We start from the raw sequence: 23,470 nt of genomic DNA, 5'->3' as shown, positions 1-23,470 counted from the left end.
ACGTTGAAGCCTCACCATCAAGGAGTTTTGAATGCCTTTGACGCCGCACGAAGCCCTGATCTATCTCATGGTCATCACTTCGGCGTCCGACCGCGACATGACCGATGTCGAACTGGCGCGGATCGGAGACGTCGTCCGTTCTTGGCCTGTGTTTGTCGATTTCAACAGCGACAGCCTGGTCGGCGTGGCTCAAGCCTGCCAGCAGGCCCTGCACGACAAGGACGGGCTGGAAGGCGTCCTCGCGCGCGTCGCCGATGCGCTGCCGGAGCGGTTGCATGACACCGCCTATGCCGCCGCTTTCGAGGTCGCGGCAGTCGATCTCGAAATGCGCATGGAGGAGTTGAGGGTGCTGCAGCTCATCCGACGGGAGCTTGATCTCGACACGCTCACCGTAGCGGCGATCGCCCGTGCGGCGAAGGCCCGCCTGCGCACACTGACTTAGAAAAAGCTCACCGGAAAATAGCGCAGATAGAACTCGGCGAAGGTTCCCTTGATCGAGATTTCCTGCAGCGCATAGTCGAAGGCGGCGGCCAGCGCCGGGTCGCCCGCCCTGGTGGCGATCGCCATGCCGGAGCCCAGATATTCGGGCGCCAGATAAGGGCCGCCGGCGAAGCGGCAGCAGCCGGCGGCTTCCGAGCCGCCGAGCCAGAAGGCGAATCGCATGCCGTCGCCGAAGGCGGCGTCGATCCTGCCGGCCTTGAGGTCCGCGTAGAGGTCCTCGGGCTTGTCGAAAGGCACGACCTGCACCGTGCTGAAATAGTCGCGCAGCATCTTCTCATGCGCCGAGCCGGCGATGACGCCCACCCGCTTGCTGCGCAGCTTGTCGAGGATCGGCTCGGTAAACGCCTTGGCCTTCGGCATGATGAAGCGCGCCGGGAACTGCAGATAGGAACGCGAGAAGGCGTATTTCTCGCGGCTTTCCGGCGTCGCCGCGATGCCGGCGATGATCGCCTCGCCTTCGCCTTTCCGCAGCGCGTCGTCGAGATCGTTCCAGGGCAGCGCCTGGATCTGGCATTTCTCGACGATGCCGAGTTCGGCGCAGATCGCCCGCGCCAGGTCGATGTGGAAACCCGACAGCCGGCCGGAGCCGTCGAGGAAGTTGAAAGGCGGAAAATCGGTGGTGGTGAGGAACCTCAGCCTCGGCAACGCCGAAAGATCGGGCTTCGGCAGCCGCTCCTTGGCATCCCACAGCACCGGAACCTGCGGCTCCGCCGCGCGAGTCGCGTCGGCAAATGGCAACGCTCCAATCAGCGCCGACAGCAGGGCCAGAAATATCCACCGGAATGTCACGATAGCGCTCCGCCCAATCATGTCTTCGGCTTTTCGTACGAAAACAGTGCAGGCACAATTGTTTTTGATTTCAAACGGGTGAATTCGGCGTATGGTTTAGCACGTTTGCAAGTTTCAGCGCGCGCCCGCAACGGGGGAGTCGCAGGTGTCGCGAAGAAACTTGTGGTCCGGGGTTGATGGCGAAGGGTGGTTCGGGCATCTACGATCGGTACGAAAAGCAGAAGCAACATGGGGTAGATGTTGCGATGAGCATGTTCGATAGAACTCTGGAATACATCGACCAATTACAGCACGCCAACACTGCTGCGGCAGTGTGCGAGCGGCTGCTCGGCGTCACCTCGAGCTTCGGGCTGACGGCGCTGATGGCCGGAACGGTCCCGCAACCCGGCACGCCGCGCGGCCAGCAGAAGGACCATGTGCTGCTCTGCGACTGGCCGGGCGAGTGGCTGGAGCGCTATGTGGCGCGCAACTATGTCGACCATGATCCGGTCGTCAGCCACATGAAGCAATTGCAGGCCCCGTTCCAGTGGCGGGAGGCTTCCCAGGCCATCGTCATCGACAAGAGCAGCGACGAGGTCATGGGCGACGCCCGCGAGTTCAAGCTGCGCGACGGCCTCGCCTTCCCGCTGGTCACGCTCGACGGCCAGATCGTCATGGTCTCGCTGGGTGGCGAGTCCGTTGAACTGTCGGACGTCGAATTCGGAATGGTCTCGCTGGTGTCCACCTACGCCATCGGCCGCGCCATGCAGCTTCACACGATGGCCGGCAAGGTTGTCGACCACATCGAACTCACACCGCGTGAGCGCGAATGCCTGCAATGGGCAGCTGTCGGAAAGTCCGAGTGGGAAATTTCGCAGATTCTCGGCATTTCGGAGCATACCTCCGAGAAGCACCTTCTCAACGCGAAGAGCAAACTGGGCGCCACCAACCGTGTGCAGGCAGTCGCCGAGGCGATCAGGCGTGGCTATATTAGCTAAATCGGCCGGTGCTGGCCCAGAAACAGTCCCATGCGCATTCGCGTAATATTTTAAGCAAGGGCGAGCGGTATCCTTCTCTTAAGAGACGGCTAATACTTTCTTAACGCCAAAGCAAACTGGGCGTCGCCAACCGCGTGCAGGCGGTCGCGGAGGCGGTTAGGCGCGGCTATATTGGCGGGGTCGGTCGGTGCCGACCTAAAAATTCTTGCCTACGCGATCGCGTAATATTTTCCGGAGAGCCCGGCCGTATCTTCCTCTCAAGCCCAGGAGACGGCTAATGCTTTTTTCCCTCACAACTCAGGAATTGATGGAGCGCCCCGATCTGTGGGAAGCGGTTCACCGCCTGCGCTACAAGATCTTCGTCGAGGAGATGGGCTGGACCGATCTCGACCGCCCGGACGGCCTCGAGATCGACCAATTCGATCATGACGAGGCCGAGCATCACCTCGTCATCCGCAACGGCGAGCTAGCCGGCTATCAGCGCATGCTGCCGACGACGCGGCCACATCTACTGACCGATGTGCTGACGGACCTCTATGAGGGGACGCCCCCCTCGGGGCCGCGAGTCTGGGAGCTGACCCGCTATGCGGTGGCGCCGGGCTTCCGTGATGGCAAGCGCGGCGTCTCGACGGTCGGCACCGAGCTGATCGCAGGTTTCGTCGAATGGGGCCTCAAGCGCAACGTCAACCAGGTCATCATCGAGTTCGAACCGATGTGGGTGCTGCGCGCGCTGCAGCTGCACTTCCTGGCGACGCCGCTCGGTTACCAGCGCACCTATGGCAACCAGCAGGTGGTGGCGACGCTGCTCACCTTTTCCGAGCATACGCTGGAGGTGGTGCGCCAGCGCCGCAACCACTTCCCGCCGGTGCTGATGAGAGGCTATCCCGGCCAGCTCGGCCTCAGACAGGCTTCGTGAGGAGGTTGTCATGAGCTTCCACCCCGAACCTGAGCTGCGCGGCCACACGCTGGTCGTCACCGTGTCCTCGCATGACGGCCGGCCGGTGCTGGACAGGCACGCCTATGCGAGCCTCGCCAGGACCTTCCACGAGGCCGCCGTCAATGACGAGGTTCGCGTGGTCGTGCTGCGCGGCCTTGCCGGCTGCTTCTGCCTCGGCGGCGACTTCTCGGAGTTCCTCGACGCCGCCAAGCACCAGCAGCTGATTGCCGCCGTCACCGATATGTTTCGCAGGCTTGCGACCTTTCCCAAGCCGGTCCTTGCCTGCGTGGACGGGGACGCCGTCGGCGTCGGCTGCACCATCCTGTTCCACTGCGACATGGTGATTGCTTCCAGGGGCAGCACGTTCAGGGTGCCGTTCGTCGATTTCGGCCTGGTGCCGGACGCGGCGACCAGCATCCTGGCGCCCCAGAAGCTCGGCTATGCCGGCGCCTTCCGCTTCTTCTGCCTGGGCGACACGCTGGGCGTCGACGACGCCAAGGCGCTCGGCCTTGTCGGCGAGATTGTGGAAGGCAGCGCCGAGGAAATGGCCTTGGCGCGGGCAAGGCAGCTCGCCAAGAAGCCGGTTGCCGCGCTGTTGCAGACCCGCGGCCTGCTCAAGGGGGATACGGACGTTCTGTGCGACCGCATCGACCATGAGATATCGCTGTTCCAGCAAGCGCTGCAGGACGACGCCACGCTGAAGCGTTTGCAGCGGATCGCCCGCCTCGCGGCGTGACACCTTGGTGGAAAGTCTCAGCGCCGCGTACCCGAGAAGGTGCGCGGCGCTGTAATGTTGGCCGCCGGCCGCGGGCACGGTGCAAGCTATTTCTCCAGGAACGACGGGCCTTCGCCGATGATCTTCTTGTCGGGCTTGCCGACGGCGTCGAGGTCGCGGCCATCATAGGGTAAGGACAGAAGGATACGCTGGATCACCGCAAGCCGCGCACGGCGCTTGTCGTTGGCGCGCACGATGATCCAGGGCGCGAACTCCTTGTGAGTGCGCTCGAACATCAGGTCGCGCGCCTTGGTGTAGTCGTCCCATTTGCTGATGCCGGCGATGTCGATCGGCGAGAATTTCCAGTTCTTCAATGGCGACCAGCGGCGGTCATGGAACCGTTCGAGCTGCGTCTCGCGGCCGATGTTCAGCCAGAATTTGAAGAAGTGGATACCCTCGTTGCAGATCATGCGCTCGAAATGCGGCGTCTCGTCGAGGAATGTCTCGTGCTGCTCCGGGGTGCAGAATCCCATCACCGGCTCGACGCCGGCGCGGTTGTACCAGGAGCGGTCGAAGGTGACGAACTCGCCGGAGGTCGGGAAATGGTCGACATAGCGCTGATAGTACCATTGGCCATGCTCCGTCGGCGTCGGCTTGGTCAGCGCCACGTTGCGCGCCGTGCGCGGGTTCATGTACTGCCGCAGGACGAAGATCGTGCCGCCCTTGCCGGCCGCGTCGCGCCCCTCGAACAGCGCCAACACCCGTTTGCCGGTCGCCTGCAGCCAGGCCTGCGCCTTGACCAATTCGATCTGCAGCCGCTCGAGTTCCTCGTCGTACTCTTCACCCTTCATCTTCTTGTCGTAGGGATAGCCGCCGGCGGTCAGCTTGTTGTCCTCGATCCAGTCCGGCAGCACCGGGTTGTCGATGTCGAACTCGCGTTCCTTACCGCCTATCCTCATCTTGATCGGTCCTGCGGCAGGCGCCGCGTCGGCATTTCCCTCGGCTTTTTTCATCGGGACGAACCTTTTCAGCTTGCGGACTCGTGCTATGGGAGCCTCTGAGGCGTTGCGTCCGACCGGACGCGCGGTAGCACTTTGATTTTGCGCATGAACGTTCGAGAAAATCGATTCCGATTTTTGGGGGTCATGCTGGGGTCCAGTCGGCTGATCTTTCACCGACGGGAGATACGAGGCAGCGCATGGTCGATAAGGGCGCAGACCAGAAAGGCGCAACGCAGGCAGCCATAGCCCGGCTGCGGCGCAGCCGCTGGTCGCTGGCCGCGGCCCTGGTCGCGGTCCTCGGCGTCTATGGTTTCGGCGGCCTTTCGATCTTTGTGCCTCTCCTGGCCGTGGCGTTGCTGGTCGCGGCCGCAATGCTGCCGACCGCCGCCGAGCGCCAGTCAGCCGGCGGGACTGCCGCCATCGAAGTCGGCGGGTTGCAGCGGCTGTCCGGCGAATATCTGGCCGCCGCCGTTGCCGATCCGCTGATCATCTTCGACCGGACCGCCACTATCGTCCACGCCAACGCGGCCGCCTTTGCCGCCTTCGGTGGGCTGGCCCCCGGCATGTCGCTGTCGCTCAAATTCCGCGCGCCGGAAATGCAGGCTTTGCTTGACGGGATCGTCTCGGGAACTATGGCGTCCGATGTCGTCGACTACACGGAAAAGCTGCCGGTCGAGCGCACATACCGGGTGAGCGCGTCCTCGGTCGGCCATGGCACCGATCTTTACGTGCTGGTGTTCAAGGATCAGAGCGAGGCGCGCCGCATCGACCGCATGCGCGCCGACTTCATCGCCAATGCCAGCCATGAGCTGCGCACCCCGCTCGCCTCGATCGCCGGCTTCATCGAGACGTTGCGCGGGCCTGCCCGCAACGACGCGGCGGCGCGCGACCAGTTCCTGCAGATCATGCAGAACCAGACGGGCCGCATGGCGCGCCTGATCGACGACCTGTTGTCGCTGTCGCGGCTGGAGATGAAGCCCTATCTGCGGCCGGGAACCGAAGTCGACCTTCGACAGACCATCGACAGCGTCATCGACTCGCTCGCGCCGCTGGCCAACGAGAACGGCATCGCCATCGAGCGGGGCTTCATCGATGGGCCGATTTCCGTGCCGGGCGACCGCGACGAGCTCTTCCAGGTTTTCGAGAACCTGCTGGAGAATGCCTGCAAATACGGCCAGTCGGGCGGGCGTGTCACCGTGTCGATAGCACACGCCGAGGACGGCCACGACCCAGGCATCGACGTGACCATAAGGGACTATGGTCCAGGCATTGCCGAGGAACACATCCCCCGCATCACGGAGCGCTTCTACCGCGTCGACGTGGAAAACAGCCGGACCCAGAAAGGCACCGGCCTTGGCCTTTCGATCGTCAAGCATATATTGACACGTCATAACGCAAGGCTGTCGATCAAGTCGGAAGTCGGCAAGGGCGCGGCGTTCACGGTTCATTTGCCGGCTCAATGATCCTATATTGGTTGGCAACCGGCATTTTCTTTTTTCTGTCATCCGGCTCGCGTATCAGCGGCAGATTGAGGGAACGCACCAGCCGGCAGAAACCGGGAAGGCATATCGATGCAGTCCGTCCACATTGTCAGTGCCTATGACGAAGAACTGAAATTCCTGTCGAAGCGCATCGCCGCCATGGGCGGGCATGCCGAGCGCATGGTCGAGCAGGCTGTCGCCGCCCTCGTGAACGCCGATCCGGGCTTGGCACAGAAAGTCATCCAGGACGATCTCGTCCTCGACGAGGGGCAGCGCGAGATCGACGACAAGGCGATCGTCATCATCGCCAGGCGTCAGCCGATGGCGACGGACCTGCGCGAGATCGTCGGCGCCATCCGCATCTCGGCCGACATCGAGCGCGTCGGCGATCTCGGCAAGAACGTCGCCAAGCGCGTCGCGGCGGTCATTGACGGCCGCCAGCCGAGCAGCCTCTTCCGCGGCTTGAAGGCGCTAGCCGATCTGGCGCTGACGCAGCTTAAGGAAGTGCTCGACGTTTATGCCTCGCGCTCGGTCGAGAAGATCGGCTTCGTGCGCGACCGCGACGACCAGATCGACGCCATGTACACTTCGCTGTTCCGTGAACTTCTGACCTATATGATGGAAGATCCGCGCAACATCACCCCCTGCACCCACTTGCTGTTCTGCGCCAAGAACATCGAGCGGATCGGCGACCACGCCACCAACATCGCCGAAACCATCTATTACATCGTCACCGGCGACCAGATGCCGGCCGAGCGGCCGAAGGGCGACAAGACCGACCAGGTGGTGTTGCCTGGCCACGTATCGGCCGGGTGACGCGGTATCGGCGACCCAAGATCGGCCAAGTGAAGGCGGCCACTCGAACGGCCTTCTAATTTAGGCTAAGCTCCTCCAGGTGCAGCAATTTTGTCAGTCGCCGGCTCGGGAGGTTTGCGATGGAACAAGTTCGAAACCTGACCCCGGCCCTGCAGCCGACATCCGGCATTGTTGCGTCCAGCGTCTATTCCGCCGGCAAGCGCGTCGCCGACATTACGATCGAAGAGGCCGGCATATGGGCGGCAAAGCCCGGCCACGTCGTCTGGATCGGCCTGCTCGAGCCGGACCGCAACCTGCTGCTTAGGGTGCAGGCGCAGTTCCACCTGCATGATCTGGCGATCGAAGACGCCGAACATCCGCATCAGCGGCCGAAAATCGAACAGTATGGCGATGCCTTGTTCATCGTCGCCCGCACAGCGCAACTGATCGATGGCCGGGTCACCTTCGGCGAGACGCATCTCTTCGTCGGCACTGGCTATATCGTCAGCGTCAGGCATGGCCCGTCGACCTCTTACGCCGCGGTGCGCCAGCACTGGGAAAGCTGCCCGTCCTCGCTCGCCAAGGGCGAGGATTTCGTCCTCTATGCCATTCTCGACTTCATCGTCGACAACTACATGCCTGTGCTCGAGCAGATCGAGGACGAGGTCGAGCAGATCGAGGACAAGGTGCTGCTGAAGCCGATGAGCGGTGGCGACATAGAGCGGCTCTACATGCTGCGCCGCGATCTGCTCAGGCTGCGCAACGCGGCGCTGCCGCTGGTCGAGGTCTGCCGCCGGCTGACCAGCGCCGAGCTGCCCCAGATCCATGCCGCCATGCATCCGCTGTTCCGTGACGTGACGGACCACATCCGCACCGTGCAGGAAAAGATCGACAGCCTGCGCGAGGTGCTCGCCTTCGCCTTCGAGGCAAGCCTTCTGGTCGGACAGAGCCAGGAAACGGCCATCTCCAAGAAGCTGGCCTCATGGGCGGCCATCCTGGCGGTGCCGACGGCCTTCGCCGGCATTTACGGCATGAATTTCGACGACATGCCTGAACTGAAGATGGAATACGGCTACCCCACCGTGCTGGCCGCCATCGCGCTGATCTGCGCGTTTCTGTATTGGCGGTTCAGGAAGAATGGATGGCTGTGAAATAGCGAATAGCGAATAGCGATAAAGAAGCTTGTGCCGGACTCGAACACCGATGTTATTCCTATTTCGTTCGCTATTCGCTATTCGCTATTCGCTATTCGCTATTCGCTATTCGCTATTCGCTATTCACTATTCACTATTCGCTATTCGCTTAGCGGCTTCTGCGCCTTTCCGCCGCCGGCTGGAACGCCACCCTTGCATGGTATTTGCAGTACGGCCCGGTTTCGCCAGCGTCGTTGCCGCAGAAGCTGAAGTCTTCCGACAGCGGATCGCCGTTGGGCCACTTGCAGGTGCGCTCGGTCAGCTCGACGAGCTGCAGGTTGCGCGAGATTGGCACGACAACGTTCTCCACCGGGCGGATATAGTGGCGCGCCACCGGCTCCGCCTCGAACTGCACCTGCAGAGCGGTCGCGCCGATGGAGGCCGTCACATGACGGGCAGCGCTAGCGGCACGAGCCACGGACTTCTGCATCGAGGCGCCCTGCGTGGCCTTCTTCTGCCGTGCCGGCGCCGCGGTCGCGCGGCCGCGGCCCGACAGTTTCAGGCGATGCACCTTGCCGATGACGGCATTGCGGCTCACACCGCCGAGCTGCGCGGCGATCTGGCTGGCGCTGAGACCCTCCGACCACAATTTCCTGAGAAGTTCGACCCGCTCGTCAGTCCAGTTCATGAGACCGCGCTCCTGCTGAGGCGTGCGGCGGTCAGAATCCTTTCCCGAGCCGGCTCTCGCCGGGCAAACGACACCACATGTACCGGGTGATTAGATCCGCCGCACGAAATCTAGTTATTTCTCGACTACAATTACCTTATGCGCTGACTCGGTGACAAGAGTCCCCAGGGCAACACCGATTCGGTTTTTACGGTTTTCCCCAACTTGCCCAACTGCTGATGGGCCGGCCTAGCGCTGGAGCCTTGCCGCGCGCTTCTGCGCGACCTTTTCGTTGACTTCATGGCCGAAAAACATGATAAGCCGCAAAGGCCGCCGCATTGGCGGCTTTTTTGATTTCCGGTTCCGGAGACGCATATAATGAGCGGTTCGGCGCTTTACGAGACTTTTGCTCGCGCACCCCTGGCCTTCGACCGCGGGGAGGGGACCTGGCTGGTCACCGACAAGGGCGAGCGATATCTCGACTTCGCCGGCGGCATTGCCGTGAACTCGCTGGGCCACAGCCATCCGCATCTGGTCGCCGCGCTCACCGAGCAGGCAGCCAAGCTGTGGCACGTCTCCAATCTCTACGAGATCCCGGAGCAGCGCCGGCTGGGCGAAAGGCTGGTCGATGCAACCTTCGCCGACAAGGTGTTCTTCACCAATTCGGGCGCCGAGGCGCTGGAATGCGCCATCAAGTCGGCCAGGCGCTATCAGTTCGTCAAAGGCCATCCGGAGCGTTTCCGCATCATCACTTTCGAGGGCGCCTTTCACGGCCGCACGCTGGCGACGATCGCAGCCGGCGGTCAGTACAAATATCTCGAGGGTTTCGGTCCGAAGGTCGAGGGCTTCGACCAGGTCGCGTTCGACGATATCGATGCCGCCGAGAAGGCGATCACACCGGAAACTGCGGCTATCCTGATCGAACCGGTGCAGGGCGAGGGCGGCATCCGCCCGGTGCCGACACAGTCGTTGAGGCGGCTTCGGCAGCTCTGTGACCGGCACGGCCTGCTTCTGATCTTCGACGAGGTCCAGTGCGGCATCGGGCGCACCGGCAAGCTGTTCGCGCATGAGTGGGCGGGCGTCACGCCTGACCTGATGGCGATCGCCAAGGGCATCGGCGGCGGGTTTCCGATGGGTGCCTGCCTCGCAACCGACGAAGCGGCGGCCGGCATGACGGCCGGCGTGCACGGCACCACTTTCGGCGGCAATCCGCTGGCGATGGCGGTGGGCAATGCCGTGCTCGACGTCGTGCTGGCCGACGGCTTCCTCGAGGACGTTCAGCGCAAGGCATTGCTGCTGAAACAGGGACTGGCGGCGGTCGCCGACGAATTTCCCGAGGTCATCGAAGGCATCCGGGGCACCGGCCTGATGCTTGGGCTGAAATGTGCCATGCCCAACGCCAAGGTTAACATGGCGCTGCGCGACCAGCACTTGCTTGCGGTGCCGGCGGGCGACAACGTCATCCGGCTTTTGCCGCCGCTCACCGTCAGCGACGAGGAGATCGGCGAGGCGCTGAAGCGCATTCGGTCGGGCGCCAAGGGCCTGACCGACGCGATCGCGGCCGAAGCCGCGAAGTAGTTTTGGAATCTGCCGATGAGCGTTCGTCACTTCACCGATCTGTCCGCCGTATCCGCAGGCGATCTGCGCATCATGCTGGACGACGCGATGGCGCGAAAGACCAGGCTCAAGGCCGGCGAGCGTTCGAAGCCGCTCGACGGCAAGGTGCTGGCGATGATCTTCGACAAGCCTTCGACGCGCACGCGCGTTTCCTTCGACGTCGGCATGCGCCAGCTCGGCGGCGAGACCATCATGCTGACCGGCACCGAGATGCAGCTCGGCCGTTCAGAAACCATCGCCGACACCGCCAAGGTGCTGTCGCGCTATGTCGATGCCATTATGATCCGCACCACCTCGCATGACCGGTTGCTGGAACTCACCGAAAACGCGACCGTGCCCGTGATCAATGGGCTGACCGACGATACCCATCCCTGCCAGCTGATGGCCGACATCATGACCTATGAGGAGCATCGCGGTCCGGTGGCAGGCAAGACTTTTGCCTGGACAGGTGACGGCAACAATGTGTTGCACTCGCTTCTGGAAGCCTCGGCGCGGTTCCGCTTCAATCTCAATGTCGCCGTGCCGGAGGGCAGCGAGCCGTTCGAGAAATATGTCGACTGGGCGAAGGCCAATGGCGGCAAGGTGAGGTTTGCCGGCTCGGCCGAAGAGGCCGTCGACCAGGCCGATTGCGTCGTCACCGACAGCTGGGTGTCGATGGGCCAGGAGCATCGCGCCCGCGGCCATAACGTCTTCCTGCCCTACCAGGTCAACGCCGCGCTGATGGCCAGGGCGAAGTCCGACGCGCTTTTCATGCACTGCCTGCCTGCGCATCGCGGCGAGGAGGTCACCGACGAGGTGATCGACGGACCGCATTCGGTGGTCTTCGACGAGGCCGAGAACCGGCTGCACGCCCAGAAGGCGGTGCTGGCCTGGTGCCTGGGCGCTTGACCGGGGTCGACTTGATCCGCGCCAACTTGATCCGGGGATATGTGATGCCTATTTGCGGGCCATCACTGAAATCGAACGCGCTTCGACCCATGCCGCCTGGAAAGCGGGATGGACGCGCCCCGGAGTTTTGTCATGCTGGAAACGCTTTCCTTGGCTGAGCATCAACCCAAACTCGGCGAATTCGGCTTCGCCGGCGACGACCATGTCGTGCCTTACGAAGTAGCGCCCTTGGATGTGCGCGGCCGCACGGTGCAGCTCGGGCCGATGCTCGACGCCATTCTCAGCCGCCACGATTATCCCGAGCCGGTCGCGCGCCTGCTGGCGGAGGCCTGCGTGCTCACCGTGCTGCTCGGCACGTCGCTGAAATTCGAGGGCAAGTTCATCCTGCAGACCCGCACCGACGGACCGGTCGACATGCTGGTGGCGGACTTCACCACGCCGCATTCGTTGCGCGCCTATGCGCGCTTCGACGCCGACCGGCTGCAGGCGCTGATTGCCTCGGGCGGGATCTCGCAGGAGAAGCTGCTCGGCACCGGGGTCCTGGCCCTGACCATCGATCAGGGCGCGCACACGCAGCGCTATCAGGGCATCGTCCAGCTCGACGGCACATCGCTGGAAGAAGCCGCGCGCATCTATTTCCGCCAGTCGGAGCAGATCCCGACCGATCTGAGGATGTCGGTTGCAAAGCTCGTGACCCCGGGCCCGGGCGGGGCTCGCGAGCAATGGCGCGCCGGCGGCATCCTGGCGCAGTTCCTGCCGCAGGCGCCCGAACGCATGCGCGTGCCCGACATTTCGGGCGGGGATGGCGATCCGCGAGACGTGGCGCACGAACCGGCCGACAATTCCTGGCGGGAACTCTTGGCGCTGCTCGGCACCATCGAGCCGACCGAGCTCATCGATCCGACGGTGGGCGCCGAGCGGCTGCTCTACCGGCTGTTTCACGAGCACGGCGTGCGCGTCTTCCGCGGTGTGCCGGTTGCCGACCAGTGCTCCTGCTCGCGCGACAAAATCCGAGGCATTCTCGAAGGCTTCTCGGCCGAGGAGATCAAGGACTCGACCGAGGACGGCGGCATCCATGTCGCTTGCGAGTTCTGCTCGACGCAGTACGACTTCGATCCGGCGGAGTTTGCGGCGGAGTGAGAAAGCTCCGGTTCCTCGCCCCCGCTTTGCGGAGGCGGGGAACTCGAGTTCTTTAATTCACCGTCCTTTTCGTCCCCGGCATATCGAGCGAGAAAGCCGGAATGGCGACGTCGAACGTTTCGCCGCGGCCGTTGCGCATCGTGTAGTGGCCGACCATGATGCCGGATGGCGTCGAGAGCGGGCATCCCGACGTGTACTGATAGCTGTCGCCGGGGTTGAGCTCCGGCTGGTCGCCGACCACGCCCTCGCCGCGCACCTCTTCGACTCGGCCACGCCCGTCGGTGATGTGCCAGTAGCGCGACAGAAGCTGCACGAACTCGTCCGACCGGTTGTCGATCGTCACCTGGTAGCCCCATACATAGCGGTTTTCGGACGGATCGGAACGGTCCTCCAGATAGAACGGCCTGACCTGCACTTCGATGTTGCGCGTCACGGCGCGATACATGAGCCACTCCGGTGCCGCAGGGAACATTTTGTCGCGCTTCGCGGTTCTACCTCCGCGGCGTCGCCAGCCTGCCGGCTTTTCCACCGCACCTGCCGACAAACAATGTCATTTAAGTGACACATGACAATGTTGGTGTGCACAAACCGTGCGGGCGACTCGGGCGCTCTGTCGAGTGATGAAACGGCCGCGGGCGGCCTTTCCGGAGTGACCAGATCTCGATGGAACTGACCCTCGCAGCCGTCTTTGCCTCCTCGGCCCTTCTTTTTTGCAACCTTGCCAGCATCCTGCTCGCATCGTCGCGGCTGAAGCCCAGGCGGATCATTCCTCCGCCTTCCAGCAAACAGCCGCCTGTCTCGATCGTCGTGCCGTCGCGCGGTGTGGAGCCGTTCACGCAGGAGACGCTCGACCGCGCCTTCTCGCTCGATTGGCCGCGCTACGAACTGATCTTCTGCGTCGCGCACGCCGAAGATCCCGTGGTCAAGCTGATCAACGCCGCCATCGCGCGATTTCCGAATGTTCCGGCGCGGCTGCTAGTCGGCGATGACAGGATCAGCGCCAATCCCAAGCTCAACAACTGCATCAAGGGCTGGCAGGCGGCGCGGCACGACTGGGTGATCCTGGCCGACTCCAACGTCCTGATGCCCAAGGACTATGTCCAGCATCTGATGGCGGCCTGGGGACCGGACACCGGCCTCGTCTGCTCGACGCCGATCGGCTCGCGGCCGGACGGTTTCTGGGCCGAAGTCGAATGCGCCTTCCTCAACACGCTGCAGGCGCGCTGGCAATATGCCGGCCAAGCGCTCGGCCTTGGCTTCGCCCAGGGCAAGAGCATGCTGTGGAACAAGCCGATGCTGGATGCAAATGGCGGCATCCAGGCTTTGGCCGCCGAGATCGCCGAGGACGCGGCGGCGACCAAGCTGGTCAACAGCCTTGGCCTTCGGGTCAATCTCGTCGCCGCGCCGTTTGAGCAACCGCTCGGCCAGCGCACGCTCGCCGAAATCTGGTCGCGCCAGGCGCGCTGGGCTCGGCTGCGCCGCGTCACCTTCCCATTGTTCTTCGCGCCTGAAATCCTGACCGGTGTGGTCGTTCCGCTGCTTCTGGCGCTGATCGCGGCGGCAAGCGCCGGTGTCAGTCTGCCCACGACCGCGCTCTGCGTGCTGGCGATCGCCTATGTGCCCGAATGCATGCTCGCCTGGTCAAAGGACTGGTATCTGTCGCCGCGCAGCGTCACCGCGATGATCGTGCGCGACGCGATGCTTCCCGCCATCTGGGCGCGCGGCTGGCTTGGCGGAGCCGTCGAATGGCGTGGCAACGCAATGACAATCCGCAACAGCGGGATGACTGAACTCGAAGAGATTGCTTGAGCCGGCTGCGGCTCAAGCGCGCTCTTTGCAGCCGTGGCGGTTCATTCCTTCGCCGCCTTGAGCGCCTGTTCGATGTCGGCGAGCAGGTCATCGGTATCCTCCAGCCCGACGGAGAGCCTGAGCGTGCCTGGTCCGATGCCGAGCTCGGCGCGCGCCCCGTCGCTGAGGTTTTTGTGCGTCGTCGTCGCCGGATGCGTGATCAGGCTCTTTGCGTCGCCGAGGTTGTTCGAGATCAGCACGATGTCGAGCGCGTTCTGCAAGGCGAAGGCCGCCTGCTTGCCGCCCTTGACGTCAAGGCAGATCAGCGTCGAGCCGCCCGACATCTGCTTCCTGACGATATCCGCCTGGGGATGGTCGGCCCGGCCCGGATAGATGACGCGGGCGATCTCCGGCCGGCCGGCCAGGAAGTCCGCGATCTTGCCGGCGCTTTCGGTCTGCTGGCGCACGCGCAGCGGCAGCGTTTCGAGGCCTTTCAGCAGCGTCCATGCGTTGAATGGCGACAGGCTCGGGCCGGTGTGCCGGAAATAGTCGTGCAGGTTCTCGTCGATCCACTTCTTGTCCGACAGGATGACGCCGCCGAGGCAGCGGCCTTGTCCGTCGATATGCTTGGTCGCCGAGTAGACCACGATATGGGCGCCGAGCTGCAGCGGCTTCTGCTGCAGCGGCGTGGCAAAGACGTTGTCGACGATCACGCGTGCGCCGATCGAATTTGCCAAAGCGGCGACAGCGGCGATATCGACCACTTCCAGCGTCGGGTTGGTCGGGCTTTCCAGGAAGAACAGCTTGGTGTTCGGCCTGACCGCTTTTTCCCAATTGGCAATGTCGGTGCCGTCGATCAGCGTTGCCTCGATGCCATAGCGCGGCGCCAGCGTCTCGACCACCCAGCGGCAGGAGCCGAACAGGGCTCGCGCCGCAACGATGTGATCGCCGGCCTTGACGCTGCACAGCAGGGCGGCGGACACGGCGGCCATGCCGGAAGCGGTGGCGCGTGCGTCTTCCGCGCCTTCCAGCGCGCACATGCGCTTCTCGAACATGTCGACGGTCGGGTTGGCGTAGCGCGAATAGATGAAGCCGGGTTCCTCCCCCTTGAAGCGGGCTTCCGCTGCCTGGGCCGTCTCGTAGACATAGCCCTGGGTGAGATACATCGCCTCGGCGGTCTCGCCGAAGCCGGAACGCAGCGTCCCGCCATGCACGAGTGCCGTCTGAGGTTTCCAGTTACGCGTCTTGGTCATCGCCCTGCTTCCAAACACAAAAAAACCGGCCGCGACGTCGCAACCGGTCCATACGGCCTTGCGGCCCGACGGTCCTTTAGCGACTTGTTTAACGTGGCTGCAAGCCGACCGGCCAAATCACCACGGGATAACGACCCTTTAGACCCGCACCGCGCTTGCGTCAATTGCCGGCTTGATTAAGAGGTTTGTACCAGGCAGCCTCCGCAAAAGTGTCCCGCGGTTTTGCGACAGGAAACTGCGACGACAATGACTTCGCCCGGAGCCAGACATTGCGGCAGACAGGCATTCTTCCCGATCAGGACATCGCGGCGCTCTTCCAGTCGGGCGCGCTGAAGTCGCCGCGCGCGCTCGACACCAACCAGATCCAGCCGGCCAGCCTCGATCTCAGACTGGGCGACAAGGCCTTTCGCGTGCGCGCCTCCTTTCTGCCCGGTCCCGATCATCTGGTGGCCGACAAGCTGGACCGGCTGAAGCTGCATGAGATCAATCTCGCCGAGGGCGCGGTGCTGGAGACGGGCTGCGTCTACATCGTGCCGCTGCAGGAAGGCCTGGCGCTGCCGGCGGAAGTCTCGGCTTCGGCCAACCCGAAGAGCTCGACCGGACGACTCGACATTTTCACGCGTGTCATGACCGACCGCGGCCATGAGTTCGATAAGATCGCCGCCGGCTATCATGGCCCGCTCTATCTCGAGGTCAGCCCGCGCACCTTCCCGATCGTCGTGCGCGCCGGCTCGCGCCTGTCGCAGATCCGCTTCCGCACCGGCAACGCGGTGCTGTCGGAGAATGAGTTGCGTGACCTCCATCACGCCGAGATGCTGGTTGCGACCGAGCCGCCCAACATCTCCGGCGGCGGCATTGCGCTCTCTATCGATCTCGACGGCGACAAGGACGGCCTGGTCGGCTATCGCGGCAAGCACCACACCGGCCTCGTCGACGTCGACAAGCGCGCCGCTCAGGATGTGGTCGACTTCTGGGAACCGCTCTACAAGAGCGGGGCCGGCGAGCTCGTGCTCGACCCGGACGAGTTCTACATCCTGGTCTCTCGCGAAGCCGTGCACGTGCCGCCGCTCTATGCCGCCGAGATGACGCCTTTCGATCCGCTGGTCGGCGAGTTCCGTGTCCACTATGCCGGCTTTTTCGACCCGGGCTTCGGCCATTCCGCCGCCGGCGGCAGCGGCAGTCGCGCGGTGCTTGAAGTGCGCAGCCACGAGGTGCCGTTCATCCTCGACCACGGCCAGATCGTCGGTCGCCTCGTCTACGAGCATATGCTGAAGCGGCCGCAAGCGCTTTATGGCAGCGAGCTGGGCTCCAACTATCAGGCGCAGGGGCTGAAGCTCTCCAAGCATTTCCGCGCCGCGCGCTGATCGCCCAACCAGGCTGTGCTTGCCCGGCCTGGCGCGCCGTGCTTGGCTGCGTCCGACCATGTAGCAACTGAAGCCAAGGGGATGAAAATGCAGATATCCAGATGGATCCTGTCGGCTGCGGCCGCCGCCATGCTGGCGCTCGGCGTCGGTTCGGTAGACGCGGCCGAAAAGATCAAGATCGGCACCGAGGGCGCCTATCCGCCCTTCAACACCATCACGCCGGACGGCAAGGTCGAAGGCTTCGACATCGACATCGCCAATGCGCTCTGCGCGCAGATGAAGGTCGAATGCGAGATCGTCACCCAGGATTGGGATGGCATCATTCCGGCCCTGCAGGCCAAGAAATTCGACGCCATCATCGCCTCGATGAGCATCACCGAGGAACGCAAGAAGCAGGTCGCCTTCACCCATAAATACTACACGACGCCGCTTGCGCTGGTCGCCCTGAAGGACGCCGACATCGCCTCGACCGAGCCGGCCTCGCTTGCCGGCAAGACGGTCGGTGCCCAGGCCTCGACCACCCAGGCCAACTACGCCCAGGACGTCTACGCCAAGGCCGGCGCCGAGGCGAAGCTCTACCCGACCCAGGAAGAGGCGGTGACCGATCTGCTCAACGGCCGTCTCGACGCCGTCATCTCGGACAAGTTCGTGCTGGTCGACTGGATGAAGAAGGCGAGCGACGGCTGCTGCAAGCTGGTCGGCGACGTCAAGGGCACCGAGACCGAGGCCGGCATCGCCGTGCGCCTGGAGGACACCGCTCTGCGCGACCGCCTCAACGCGGCAATCGACGCCATCGTTGCCGACGGCACCTACGAGAAGATCCAGTCGAAGTATTTCGATTTCGATATTTATTGAGGTTGAAGCTGCCAATCTCCCCCCTCGTGGGGGAGATCACGCTCTAACCTCACAGCGCCTTCACCGCCACCTTCACTGGCTTCTCGATCTCGAGCGGGTTGCGCAGCGGCAGGCCGAAATCCTTGGCCTCGATCTCGAACGTGTCGCCTTCTTCGGTCCTGACGCCGTCTGCGAACGAGAGTGTGGCGGTGCCGAACATGTGCACATGCACGTCGCCCGGCTGGCGGAAGGCCGAATATTTGAAGTGGTGATGCTCGAGATTGGCGATGGTGTGCGACATGTTCGCCTCGCCGGACAGGAACGGCTTTTCCCAAAGCACTTTGCCGTCGCGCCAGATTCGTGAAGAGCCCCTGATGTCGGCGGGCAGCTCGCCGATCAGGATTTCCGGTCCGAACGAGGCGTTGCGCAGCTTGGAATGGGCGAGGAACAGATAGTTCACGCGCTCGGTCACATGGTCGGAAAACTCGTTGGACAGCGTGAAGCCGACGCGGAACGGCGCGCCGTCGTCGCCGATGACATAGATGCCGGCGATCTCCGGCTCCTCGCCGGCGTCTTGCGCGAAGGCCGGCGACATCAGCGCGGCACCGGGCGCCACCGCCATGGTGCCGTTGCCCTTGTAAAACCATTCCGGCTGCACGCCGATCTCGCCCTTTGCCGGCTTGCCGCCCTCCAGCCCCATGCGGAACATCTTCATGGAATCGGTGAGTTGCTCCTCGCCGTCGCTGAGCTTCTTATGCATGGAATCGCGCGTCGCGGCGGAGCCGAGATGTGTAAGCCCGGTGCCGGTAAGGTGGAGATGCGCGGGGTCGGGATGGTTGATAGGCGACACCAGGCGTCCCTTCTTGTAGACGGCGTCGAGGTCGACCGTCTCGCCATAGCCCTTGCGCTCGATCAGCGCCTCGAGCCCGGTGCCGGTGCGGGCTGCCTCCATCGCCAGCGAATAGACGCTGCGCGCGCCGTTGATGATCCGGGTCTTGCCGCCGCTGCGGGCAACAACGCGGATCGTCTCGGCGTCATCGAGGATCTGGGAAATCAGCATGATGAACCCTCTCTCTTTTGCCTTGGCCCGGCTGCCGATTGGCAAGCCCTGACCGGCGCGGCCCGGAACCGATCCGCGCCACGGTTGAAACTCTTCGTCCGGATTGCACTCGCGAGCCTGGTCCTTCCAGGACTTCTTCGCGCCGACGGGTTGCCGGCAGCTTCGCGATCTAGAACCCGTATGCCTCCTTAGTCCTTGCCTCCGGCCTCTACGCCTTGTTCTTGTTGTAGACGTCGAAGATGACGGCACCGAGCAGCACCAGGCCTTTGACCACCTGCTGCCAGTCGACATTGACGCCCATGATCGACATGCCGTTGTTCATCACGCCCATGATGAAGCCGCCGACCACGGCGCCGATGACCTGTCCGACGCCGCCCATTGCCGAGGCGCCGCCGATGAAGACGGCGGCGATCACGTCGAGCTCGCTGCCCAGGCCGGCGGCCGGGACGGCCTGGCCGAGGCGAGCGGCGATGATCAGGCCGCCGAGCGCCGACAGCACGCCCATGTTGATGAAGACGAGCAGCGTCAGCCGTTCGGTGTTGATGCCCGACAGCTGCGCCGCCTTGGCGTTGCCGCCCATCGCATAGATGCGGCGGCCGATGGTCATGCGCTTGGTGACGAAGACGAACAGCGAGATCAGAACGCCCATCACCAGAAGCACCACCGGCAGGCCCCTGTAGCTGGCGAACTGGAAGACCAGGAACAGCGCCAGCGCGCTGCCGACCAGCGTCTTGACGACGAACAGCGGGAAGGGTTCGGCCTCATAGCCATGCCGTTCGCGCTTACGCCGTGTCCTGAAGCCGAAATAGGCATAGGCGAGCACCGCGACCAGACCGAGCACGATCGTCGTCATGTGCAGCGTAAGGCCGCTGCCGACGATGGTCTTGCCGGCGGCATTCACCGTCGGCGGAATGAGCGTCAGCGGGCCGATGACGTCGGGGATGAAGCCGGAGCTCAACGCCTTGAAGCTGTCGGGAAGCGGACCGACCGAGGAGCCGCCGCCAAGCAGTGCCTGGCAGATGCCGCGGAAGATCAGCATGCCCGCCAGCGTCACGATGAAGCTCGGTATTCGGTGATAGGCGATCCAATAGCCTTGCGCCGCGCCGATAAGCGCACCGACGATCAGGCAAACGATCGAGACCACCAGTGGATTGCTGAATATACCGAGCGGCCAGATGACCATCATCATTGCGGCAAGCGCGCCGATGAAGCCGGCGACCGATCCCACGCTGAGGTCGATATAGCCGGCGACGATCACCAGCAGCATGCCAAGCGCCATCACGATGATGAACGAGTTCTGCTGCACCAGGTTGCTGAGGTTGACCGGTTTGAACAGCGTGCCGGACGTCGTGTACTGGAAGAACAGCATGATGACGATCAGCGCGATGATCAGTCCGTATTCGCGCAGGTTCGTCGTCAGCGCCGAAACGGCGACACGCGGACCATGCTTGACGTCTTCGGCGACGCCGCTCTGCGGCGCGGGAGCGCTTTCTGTGCTCATGAGGCTTTTTTTCCTTCTCCCCGAACGATGGCGCGCATGATCTTTTCCTGGCTGGCGTCGCTTGCCGCCATTTCGCCGACGATACGCCCTTCGTTCATGACATAGATGCGGTCGGTGATGCCGAGCAATTCCGGCATTTCCGACGAGATGACGACGATTGCCTTTCCCTCGGCGGCGAGGCGGGCGATGATCGTGTAGATTTCGTACTTGGCGCCGACGTCAATGCCGCGCGTCGGTTCGTCGAGGATCAGCACTTCCGGGTCGGCGAACAGCCATTTCGACAGCACGACCTTCTGCTGGTTGCCGCCCGAAAGATTGCCGGTCAGCTGATAGACGCTGGATGCGCGGATATTGGTCTTCTTGCGATAGTCGTTGGCGACGCTCATCTCGCGCATGTCGTCGATGACGCCGCGGCTGGAGACGCCTCCCAAATTGGCCAGCGTCACATTGTGCTTGATGTGGTCGATGAGGTTGAGGCCAAAGGTCTTGCGGTCCTCGGTGACATAGGCGATCCGGTTCTCCACCGCCTTGCTCACCGTCGAAAGATCGAGAGGCTTACCCCTGAGCAGGACCTCGCCGCTGATATGCCGGCCATAGGAACGGCCGAACAGGCTCATCGCGAATTCGGTGCGGCCGGCGCCCATCAGCCCGGCAATGCCGACCACCTCGCCCTTGCGCACGTTGAGGTTGACGTTCTTGATGACCTGCCGCTCGGCGTGGATCGGATGGTACACCGACCAGTTTTTCACTTCGAAAATAACCTCGCCGATCTGCGGCTCGCGCGGCGGGTAGCGGTCGTCGAGCGAGCGGCCGACCATCGAAGTGATGATCCGGTCCTCGCTGATGTCCTTCCTGGGCAGGGTCTCGATGGTGCGCCCGTCGCGGATCACCGTCACCTTGTCGGCGACGCGGTTCACCTCGTTGAGCTTGTGCGAGATCAGGATTGAGGTCATGCCCTGGCGCTTGAACTCGAGCAGAAGATCGAGCAGCGCCTGGCTGTCCTTTTCGCTGAGCGAGGCGGTCGGCTCGTCAAGGATCAGCAGCTTCACTTCCTTGCTGAGCGCCTTGGCGATCTCGACCAGTTGCTGCTTGCCGACGCCGATATTGGTGATCAGCGTCTTGGGATCTTCCTTCAAGCCGACTTTGTCGAGCAGGGCCTTGGTGCGCTTCTCGTTGGCGTTCCAGTCGATGACGCCGTAGCTGGCGTGCTCGTTGCCGAGGAAGATGTTTTCCGCGATCGACAGCATCGGCACCAGGGCAAGTTCCTGGTGGATGATGACGATGCCGATATGCTCGCTGTCATGGATACCCTTGAAGTGGCATTCCTGGCCGCGAAAGACGATCTCGCCTTCATAGGTACCGGTCGGGTAGACGCCCGACAGCACCTTCATCAGCGTCGATTTGCCGGCGCCATTCTCGCCGACGATGGCGTGGATCTCTCCTTCCTCGACGCTGAGGTTGACGTTCGACAGCGCCTTCACGCCGGGGAACGTCTTGGTGATGTCGCGCATCTCCAAAATCGTCGAGCTCATTAGGAATTCCGCTCCCTGGCGCAGGCCTTCCGTTTCCGGAAGGCGTTATGCGCGAAATCAACATACTGCAGTCTGGCTCGCGCCGCGATGGCGCATGGCGCTGCAGAAGCCGGCAAAAACAATACCGGGGTCGCTTCTGAACGAAAAGGGGCCCTGCGTCGCGCAGGACCCCTCCCTTAAAGGCTGGATTACTTCAGCTCTTCGGCCTTGATGTAGCCGGAGTCGACGACCAGCGCCTTGTAGTTCGACTTGTCGACCTCGTGCGGCGTCAAGAGGATCGAGGGAACGACCTTGACGTCGTTGTTGTAGGTCTTGGTGTCGAGGCCGTCGGGCTTGCCGCCGGAGAGCACCTTGTCGACCAGCTGCACGGTGGCCTTGGCCAGCTCGCGGGTGTCCTTGAACACGGTCGAATACTGCTCGCCCGAAATGATCAGCTTGACCGAGGCGGTCTCGGCGTCCTGACCAGTCACGATCGGCCAGGGCTGAGCATCCGTGCCGTAGCCGACAGCGCGCAGCGAGGCGGTGATGCCGCGCGACAGGCCGTCATAGGGCGAAAGAACGCCATCGACGCGGCTGCCGTCCGAGTAGTTGGCCGAGAGCAGGTTGTCCATGCGGGCCTGGGCGGTGGCGGCGAGCCAGCGCAGCGTGCCGACCTTGTCCATGCCCATCTGGCCGGACTTGATCTTGATCGAGCCGTCGTCGATCAGCGGCTGCAGAACCGACATCGCGCCGTTGTAGAAGAAGAAGGCGTTGTTGTCGTCGGGCGAGCCGCCGAACAGCTCGACGTTCCACGGCTTGGTGTTCGGGAAGCGCTCCTTGAGGCCTTTGACCAGGGAATTTGCCTGGATCACGCCGACGCCGAAATTGTCGAAGGTGGTGTAGTAGTCGACATTCGGGGTCTTCTTGATCAGGCGGTCATAGGCGATGGTGACGACGCCTGCGTCATTGGCCTTCTGCAGCGCATCGGCCATGGTGGTGCCGTCGATCGAAGCGATGATCAGCGCCTTCGGGCCTTTCGTGATCTCGTTTTCCAACTGGCTGAGCTGGTTCGGGATATCGTCCTGCGCGTATTGCAGGTCGACCGTGTAGCCCAGCGCTTCGAGCTGGGACTTGACGGCGTCGCCGTCGTTGATCCAGCGCTGCGAGGTTTTGGTCGGCATCAGCACGCCGACGAGACCCTTGTCGGCGGCGTGCGCCGAATAGGTCGTGGCGGCAATGCCAAGGGCCGCGACGGCGGCCAGCGTCTTGATGATCTTCACATTTACTCTCCCTGGTTAATGGACGCGACACCTCGGGGCTTCGCGGGCCGCGCAGTCGAACAGGAGCGCAATCGCGCCTCTGTCGGCTTTATCGATCTCCGGTATCCTCCCAATCGGCCCCGCGACGCAGTTTCAATCGATACGATTTCGCTCGGTGCCGATCGCTGCGTCTCGGAACGCGCGAAGGGTGTGTCCCTTTGACATAACTGTCAAATGCGATCTTTGCTGGTTGCTATAC

At 63.2% G+C, this 23,470-nt stretch carries 22 protein-coding genes and 1 riboswitch; of the genes, 13 read left to right on the top strand and 9 right to left on the bottom strand.

Annotated features, from left to right (window positions below; translation table 11 throughout):
* The first annotated feature begins 31 nt into the window (after nt 1-31).
* Entirely contained in the window at nt 32-442 is a 411-nt protein-coding gene (locus CK221_RS08910; RefSeq protein ID WP_066996737.1) for a tellurite resistance TerB family protein, read from the top strand.
* On the opposite strand, the gene CK221_RS08905 is transcribed toward CK221_RS08910, so the two are convergent.
* Nucleotides 439-1,311 (bottom strand): transporter substrate-binding domain-containing protein, encoded by an 873-nt coding sequence (locus tag CK221_RS08905; RefSeq protein ID WP_095777463.1) that lies wholly within the window; start codon nt 1,309-1,311, stop codon nt 439-441. The genes CK221_RS08910 and CK221_RS08905 overlap by 4 nt on opposite strands.
* 224 nt (nt 1,312-1,535) lie before the next feature.
* Between CK221_RS08905 and CK221_RS08900 the strand changes: the two genes are divergently transcribed.
* From CK221_RS08900 to CK221_RS08890, 3 genes are all read left to right on the top strand, one after another.
* Nucleotides 1,536-2,267, top strand: coding sequence for a LuxR family transcriptional regulator (locus CK221_RS08900; RefSeq protein ID WP_095777598.1), 732 nt, complete (start codon nt 1,536-1,538; stop codon nt 2,265-2,267).
* A gap of 277 nt (nt 2,268-2,544) precedes the next feature.
* Nucleotides 2,545-3,183 carry an acyl-homoserine-lactone synthase gene (locus tag CK221_RS08895; RefSeq protein WP_066996739.1) on the top strand — a complete coding sequence of 213 codons (639 nt, stop codon included), beginning with the start codon at nt 2,545-2,547 and terminating at the stop codon, nt 3,181-3,183.
* Nucleotides 3,184-3,193: 10 nt separating this feature from the next.
* On the top strand, nt 3,194-3,940 hold the full coding sequence (locus CK221_RS08890) for an enoyl-CoA hydratase-related protein (protein ID WP_066996742.1): 747 nt from the start codon (nt 3,194-3,196) through the stop codon (nt 3,938-3,940).
* An 86-nt stretch (nt 3,941-4,026) separates the two neighbouring features.
* Here the strand turns inward: CK221_RS08890 and ppk2 are convergent, their stop codons facing one another.
* The gene (gene ppk2, locus CK221_RS08885) at nt 4,027-4,932 is read right to left on the bottom strand and encodes a polyphosphate kinase 2 (RefSeq protein ID WP_095777462.1); all 906 of its coding nucleotides are present in this window, start codon (nt 4,930-4,932) and stop codon (nt 4,027-4,029) included.
* 185 nt (nt 4,933-5,117) lie between these two features.
* Between ppk2 and CK221_RS08880 the strand changes: the two genes are divergently transcribed.
* The 3 genes from CK221_RS08880 to CK221_RS08870 all read left to right on the top strand — a co-directional run bounded on the left by CK221_RS08880 (nt 5,118) and on the right by CK221_RS08870 (nt 8,347).
* Complete coding sequence (locus CK221_RS08880; protein ID WP_095777461.1) at nt 5,118-6,383, top strand: ATP-binding protein; 1,266 nt, start codon at nt 5,118-5,120, stop codon at nt 6,381-6,383.
* 108 nt (nt 6,384-6,491) lie between these two features.
* Complete coding sequence (gene phoU, locus CK221_RS08875; RefSeq protein ID WP_066996751.1) at nt 6,492-7,217, top strand: phosphate signaling complex protein PhoU; 726 nt, start codon at nt 6,492-6,494, stop codon at nt 7,215-7,217.
* 119 nt (nt 7,218-7,336) lie between these two features.
* Nucleotides 7,337-8,347 carry a magnesium and cobalt transport protein CorA gene (locus tag CK221_RS08870; RefSeq protein WP_066996754.1) on the top strand — a complete coding sequence of 337 codons (1,011 nt, stop codon included), beginning with the start codon at nt 7,337-7,339 and terminating at the stop codon, nt 8,345-8,347.
* Nucleotides 8,348-8,498: 151 nt separating this feature from the next.
* On the opposite strand, the gene CK221_RS08865 is transcribed toward CK221_RS08870, so the two are convergent.
* A complete protein-coding gene (locus tag CK221_RS08865; protein WP_066996757.1) occupies nt 8,499-9,017 on the bottom strand; it encodes a GcrA family cell cycle regulator in 519 nt (172 codons plus the stop codon).
* Nucleotides 9,018-9,374: 357 nt separating this feature from the next.
* Between CK221_RS08865 and CK221_RS08860 the strand changes: the two genes are divergently transcribed.
* The 3 genes from CK221_RS08860 (at nt 9,375) to CK221_RS08850 (ending at nt 12,641) form a co-directional block, all read left to right on the top strand.
* Complete coding sequence (locus CK221_RS08860) at nt 9,375-10,574, top strand: aspartate aminotransferase family protein (RefSeq protein ID WP_095777460.1); 1,200 nt, start codon at nt 9,375-9,377, stop codon at nt 10,572-10,574.
* 15 nt (nt 10,575-10,589) lie between these two features.
* The gene (gene argF, locus CK221_RS08855; protein ID WP_066996763.1) at nt 10,590-11,501 is read left to right on the top strand and encodes an ornithine carbamoyltransferase; all 912 of its coding nucleotides are present in this window, start codon (nt 10,590-10,592) and stop codon (nt 11,499-11,501) included.
* A 108-nt stretch (nt 11,502-11,609) separates the two neighbouring features.
* On the top strand, nt 11,610-12,641 hold the full coding sequence (locus CK221_RS08850; protein WP_095777459.1) for an Hsp33 family molecular chaperone: 1,032 nt from the start codon (nt 11,610-11,612) through the stop codon (nt 12,639-12,641).
* Between the two features lie 52 nt (nt 12,642-12,693).
* Here CK221_RS08850 and apaG read toward each other — a convergent pair whose 3' ends face one another.
* Entirely contained in the window at nt 12,694-13,086 is a 393-nt protein-coding gene (gene apaG, locus CK221_RS08845; RefSeq protein ID WP_066996767.1) for a Co2+/Mg2+ efflux protein ApaG, read from the bottom strand.
* A 218-nt stretch (nt 13,087-13,304) separates the two neighbouring features.
* Here apaG and CK221_RS08840 point away from each other — a divergent pair, with 218 nt between their 5' ends.
* On the top strand, nt 13,305-14,450 hold the full coding sequence (locus tag CK221_RS08840; RefSeq protein ID WP_095777458.1) for a ceramide glucosyltransferase: 1,146 nt from the start codon (nt 13,305-13,307) through the stop codon (nt 14,448-14,450).
* A gap of 41 nt (nt 14,451-14,491) precedes the next feature.
* Here the strand turns inward: CK221_RS08840 and CK221_RS08835 are convergent, their stop codons facing one another.
* Nucleotides 14,492-15,682, bottom strand: a complete 1,191-nt coding sequence (locus CK221_RS08835; RefSeq protein ID WP_066996773.1) for an O-succinylhomoserine sulfhydrylase — start codon at nt 15,680-15,682, stop codon at nt 14,492-14,494.
* A gap of 56 nt (nt 15,683-15,738) precedes the next feature.
* Nucleotides 15,739-15,816: riboswitch (SAM riboswitch) on the bottom strand.
* 135 nt (nt 15,817-15,951) lie between these two features.
* Between CK221_RS08835 and CK221_RS08830 the strand changes: the two genes are divergently transcribed.
* Both CK221_RS08830 and CK221_RS08825 read left to right on the top strand, forming a co-directional pair.
* The gene (locus CK221_RS08830) at nt 15,952-17,046 is read left to right on the top strand and encodes a 2'-deoxycytidine 5'-triphosphate deaminase (RefSeq protein WP_066996865.1); all 1,095 of its coding nucleotides are present in this window, start codon (nt 15,952-15,954) and stop codon (nt 17,044-17,046) included.
* Between the two features lie 87 nt (nt 17,047-17,133).
* A complete protein-coding gene (locus CK221_RS08825) occupies nt 17,134-17,901 on the top strand; it encodes an ABC transporter substrate-binding protein (protein WP_082980530.1) in 768 nt (255 codons plus the stop codon).
* A gap of 49 nt (nt 17,902-17,950) precedes the next feature.
* Here CK221_RS08825 and araD1 read toward each other — a convergent pair whose 3' ends face one another.
* The 4 genes from araD1 to chvE form a co-directional block, all read right to left on the bottom strand.
* Nucleotides 17,951-18,940 (bottom strand): AraD1 family protein, encoded by a 990-nt coding sequence (gene araD1, locus CK221_RS08820; RefSeq protein ID WP_066996775.1) that lies wholly within the window; start codon nt 18,938-18,940, stop codon nt 17,951-17,953.
* Nucleotides 18,941-19,148: 208 nt separating this feature from the next.
* Nucleotides 19,149-20,441, bottom strand: a complete 1,293-nt coding sequence (mmsB, locus tag CK221_RS08815) for a multiple monosaccharide ABC transporter permease (RefSeq protein WP_066996778.1) — start codon at nt 20,439-20,441, stop codon at nt 19,149-19,151.
* Entirely contained in the window at nt 20,438-21,973 is a 1,536-nt protein-coding gene (gene mmsA, locus CK221_RS08810) for a multiple monosaccharide ABC transporter ATP-binding protein (RefSeq protein ID WP_067322747.1), read from the bottom strand. The genes mmsB and mmsA overlap by 4 nt, the downstream gene beginning before the upstream one ends.
* Before the next feature lie 188 nt (nt 21,974-22,161).
* Nucleotides 22,162-23,232, bottom strand: coding sequence for a multiple monosaccharide ABC transporter substrate-binding protein (gene chvE, locus CK221_RS08805; protein ID WP_066996783.1), 1,071 nt, complete (start codon nt 23,230-23,232; stop codon nt 22,162-22,164).
* Nucleotides 23,233-23,470: the final 238 nt, after the last annotated feature.

It is taken from the genome of Mesorhizobium sp. WSM3868, assembly GCF_002294785.1.
Taxonomy (GTDB): Bacteria; Pseudomonadota; Alphaproteobacteria; order Rhizobiales; family Rhizobiaceae; genus Mesorhizobium.
Note: the sequence above shows the minus strand (reverse complement) of the source record. Positions and strands in the feature narration are given on the sequence as shown.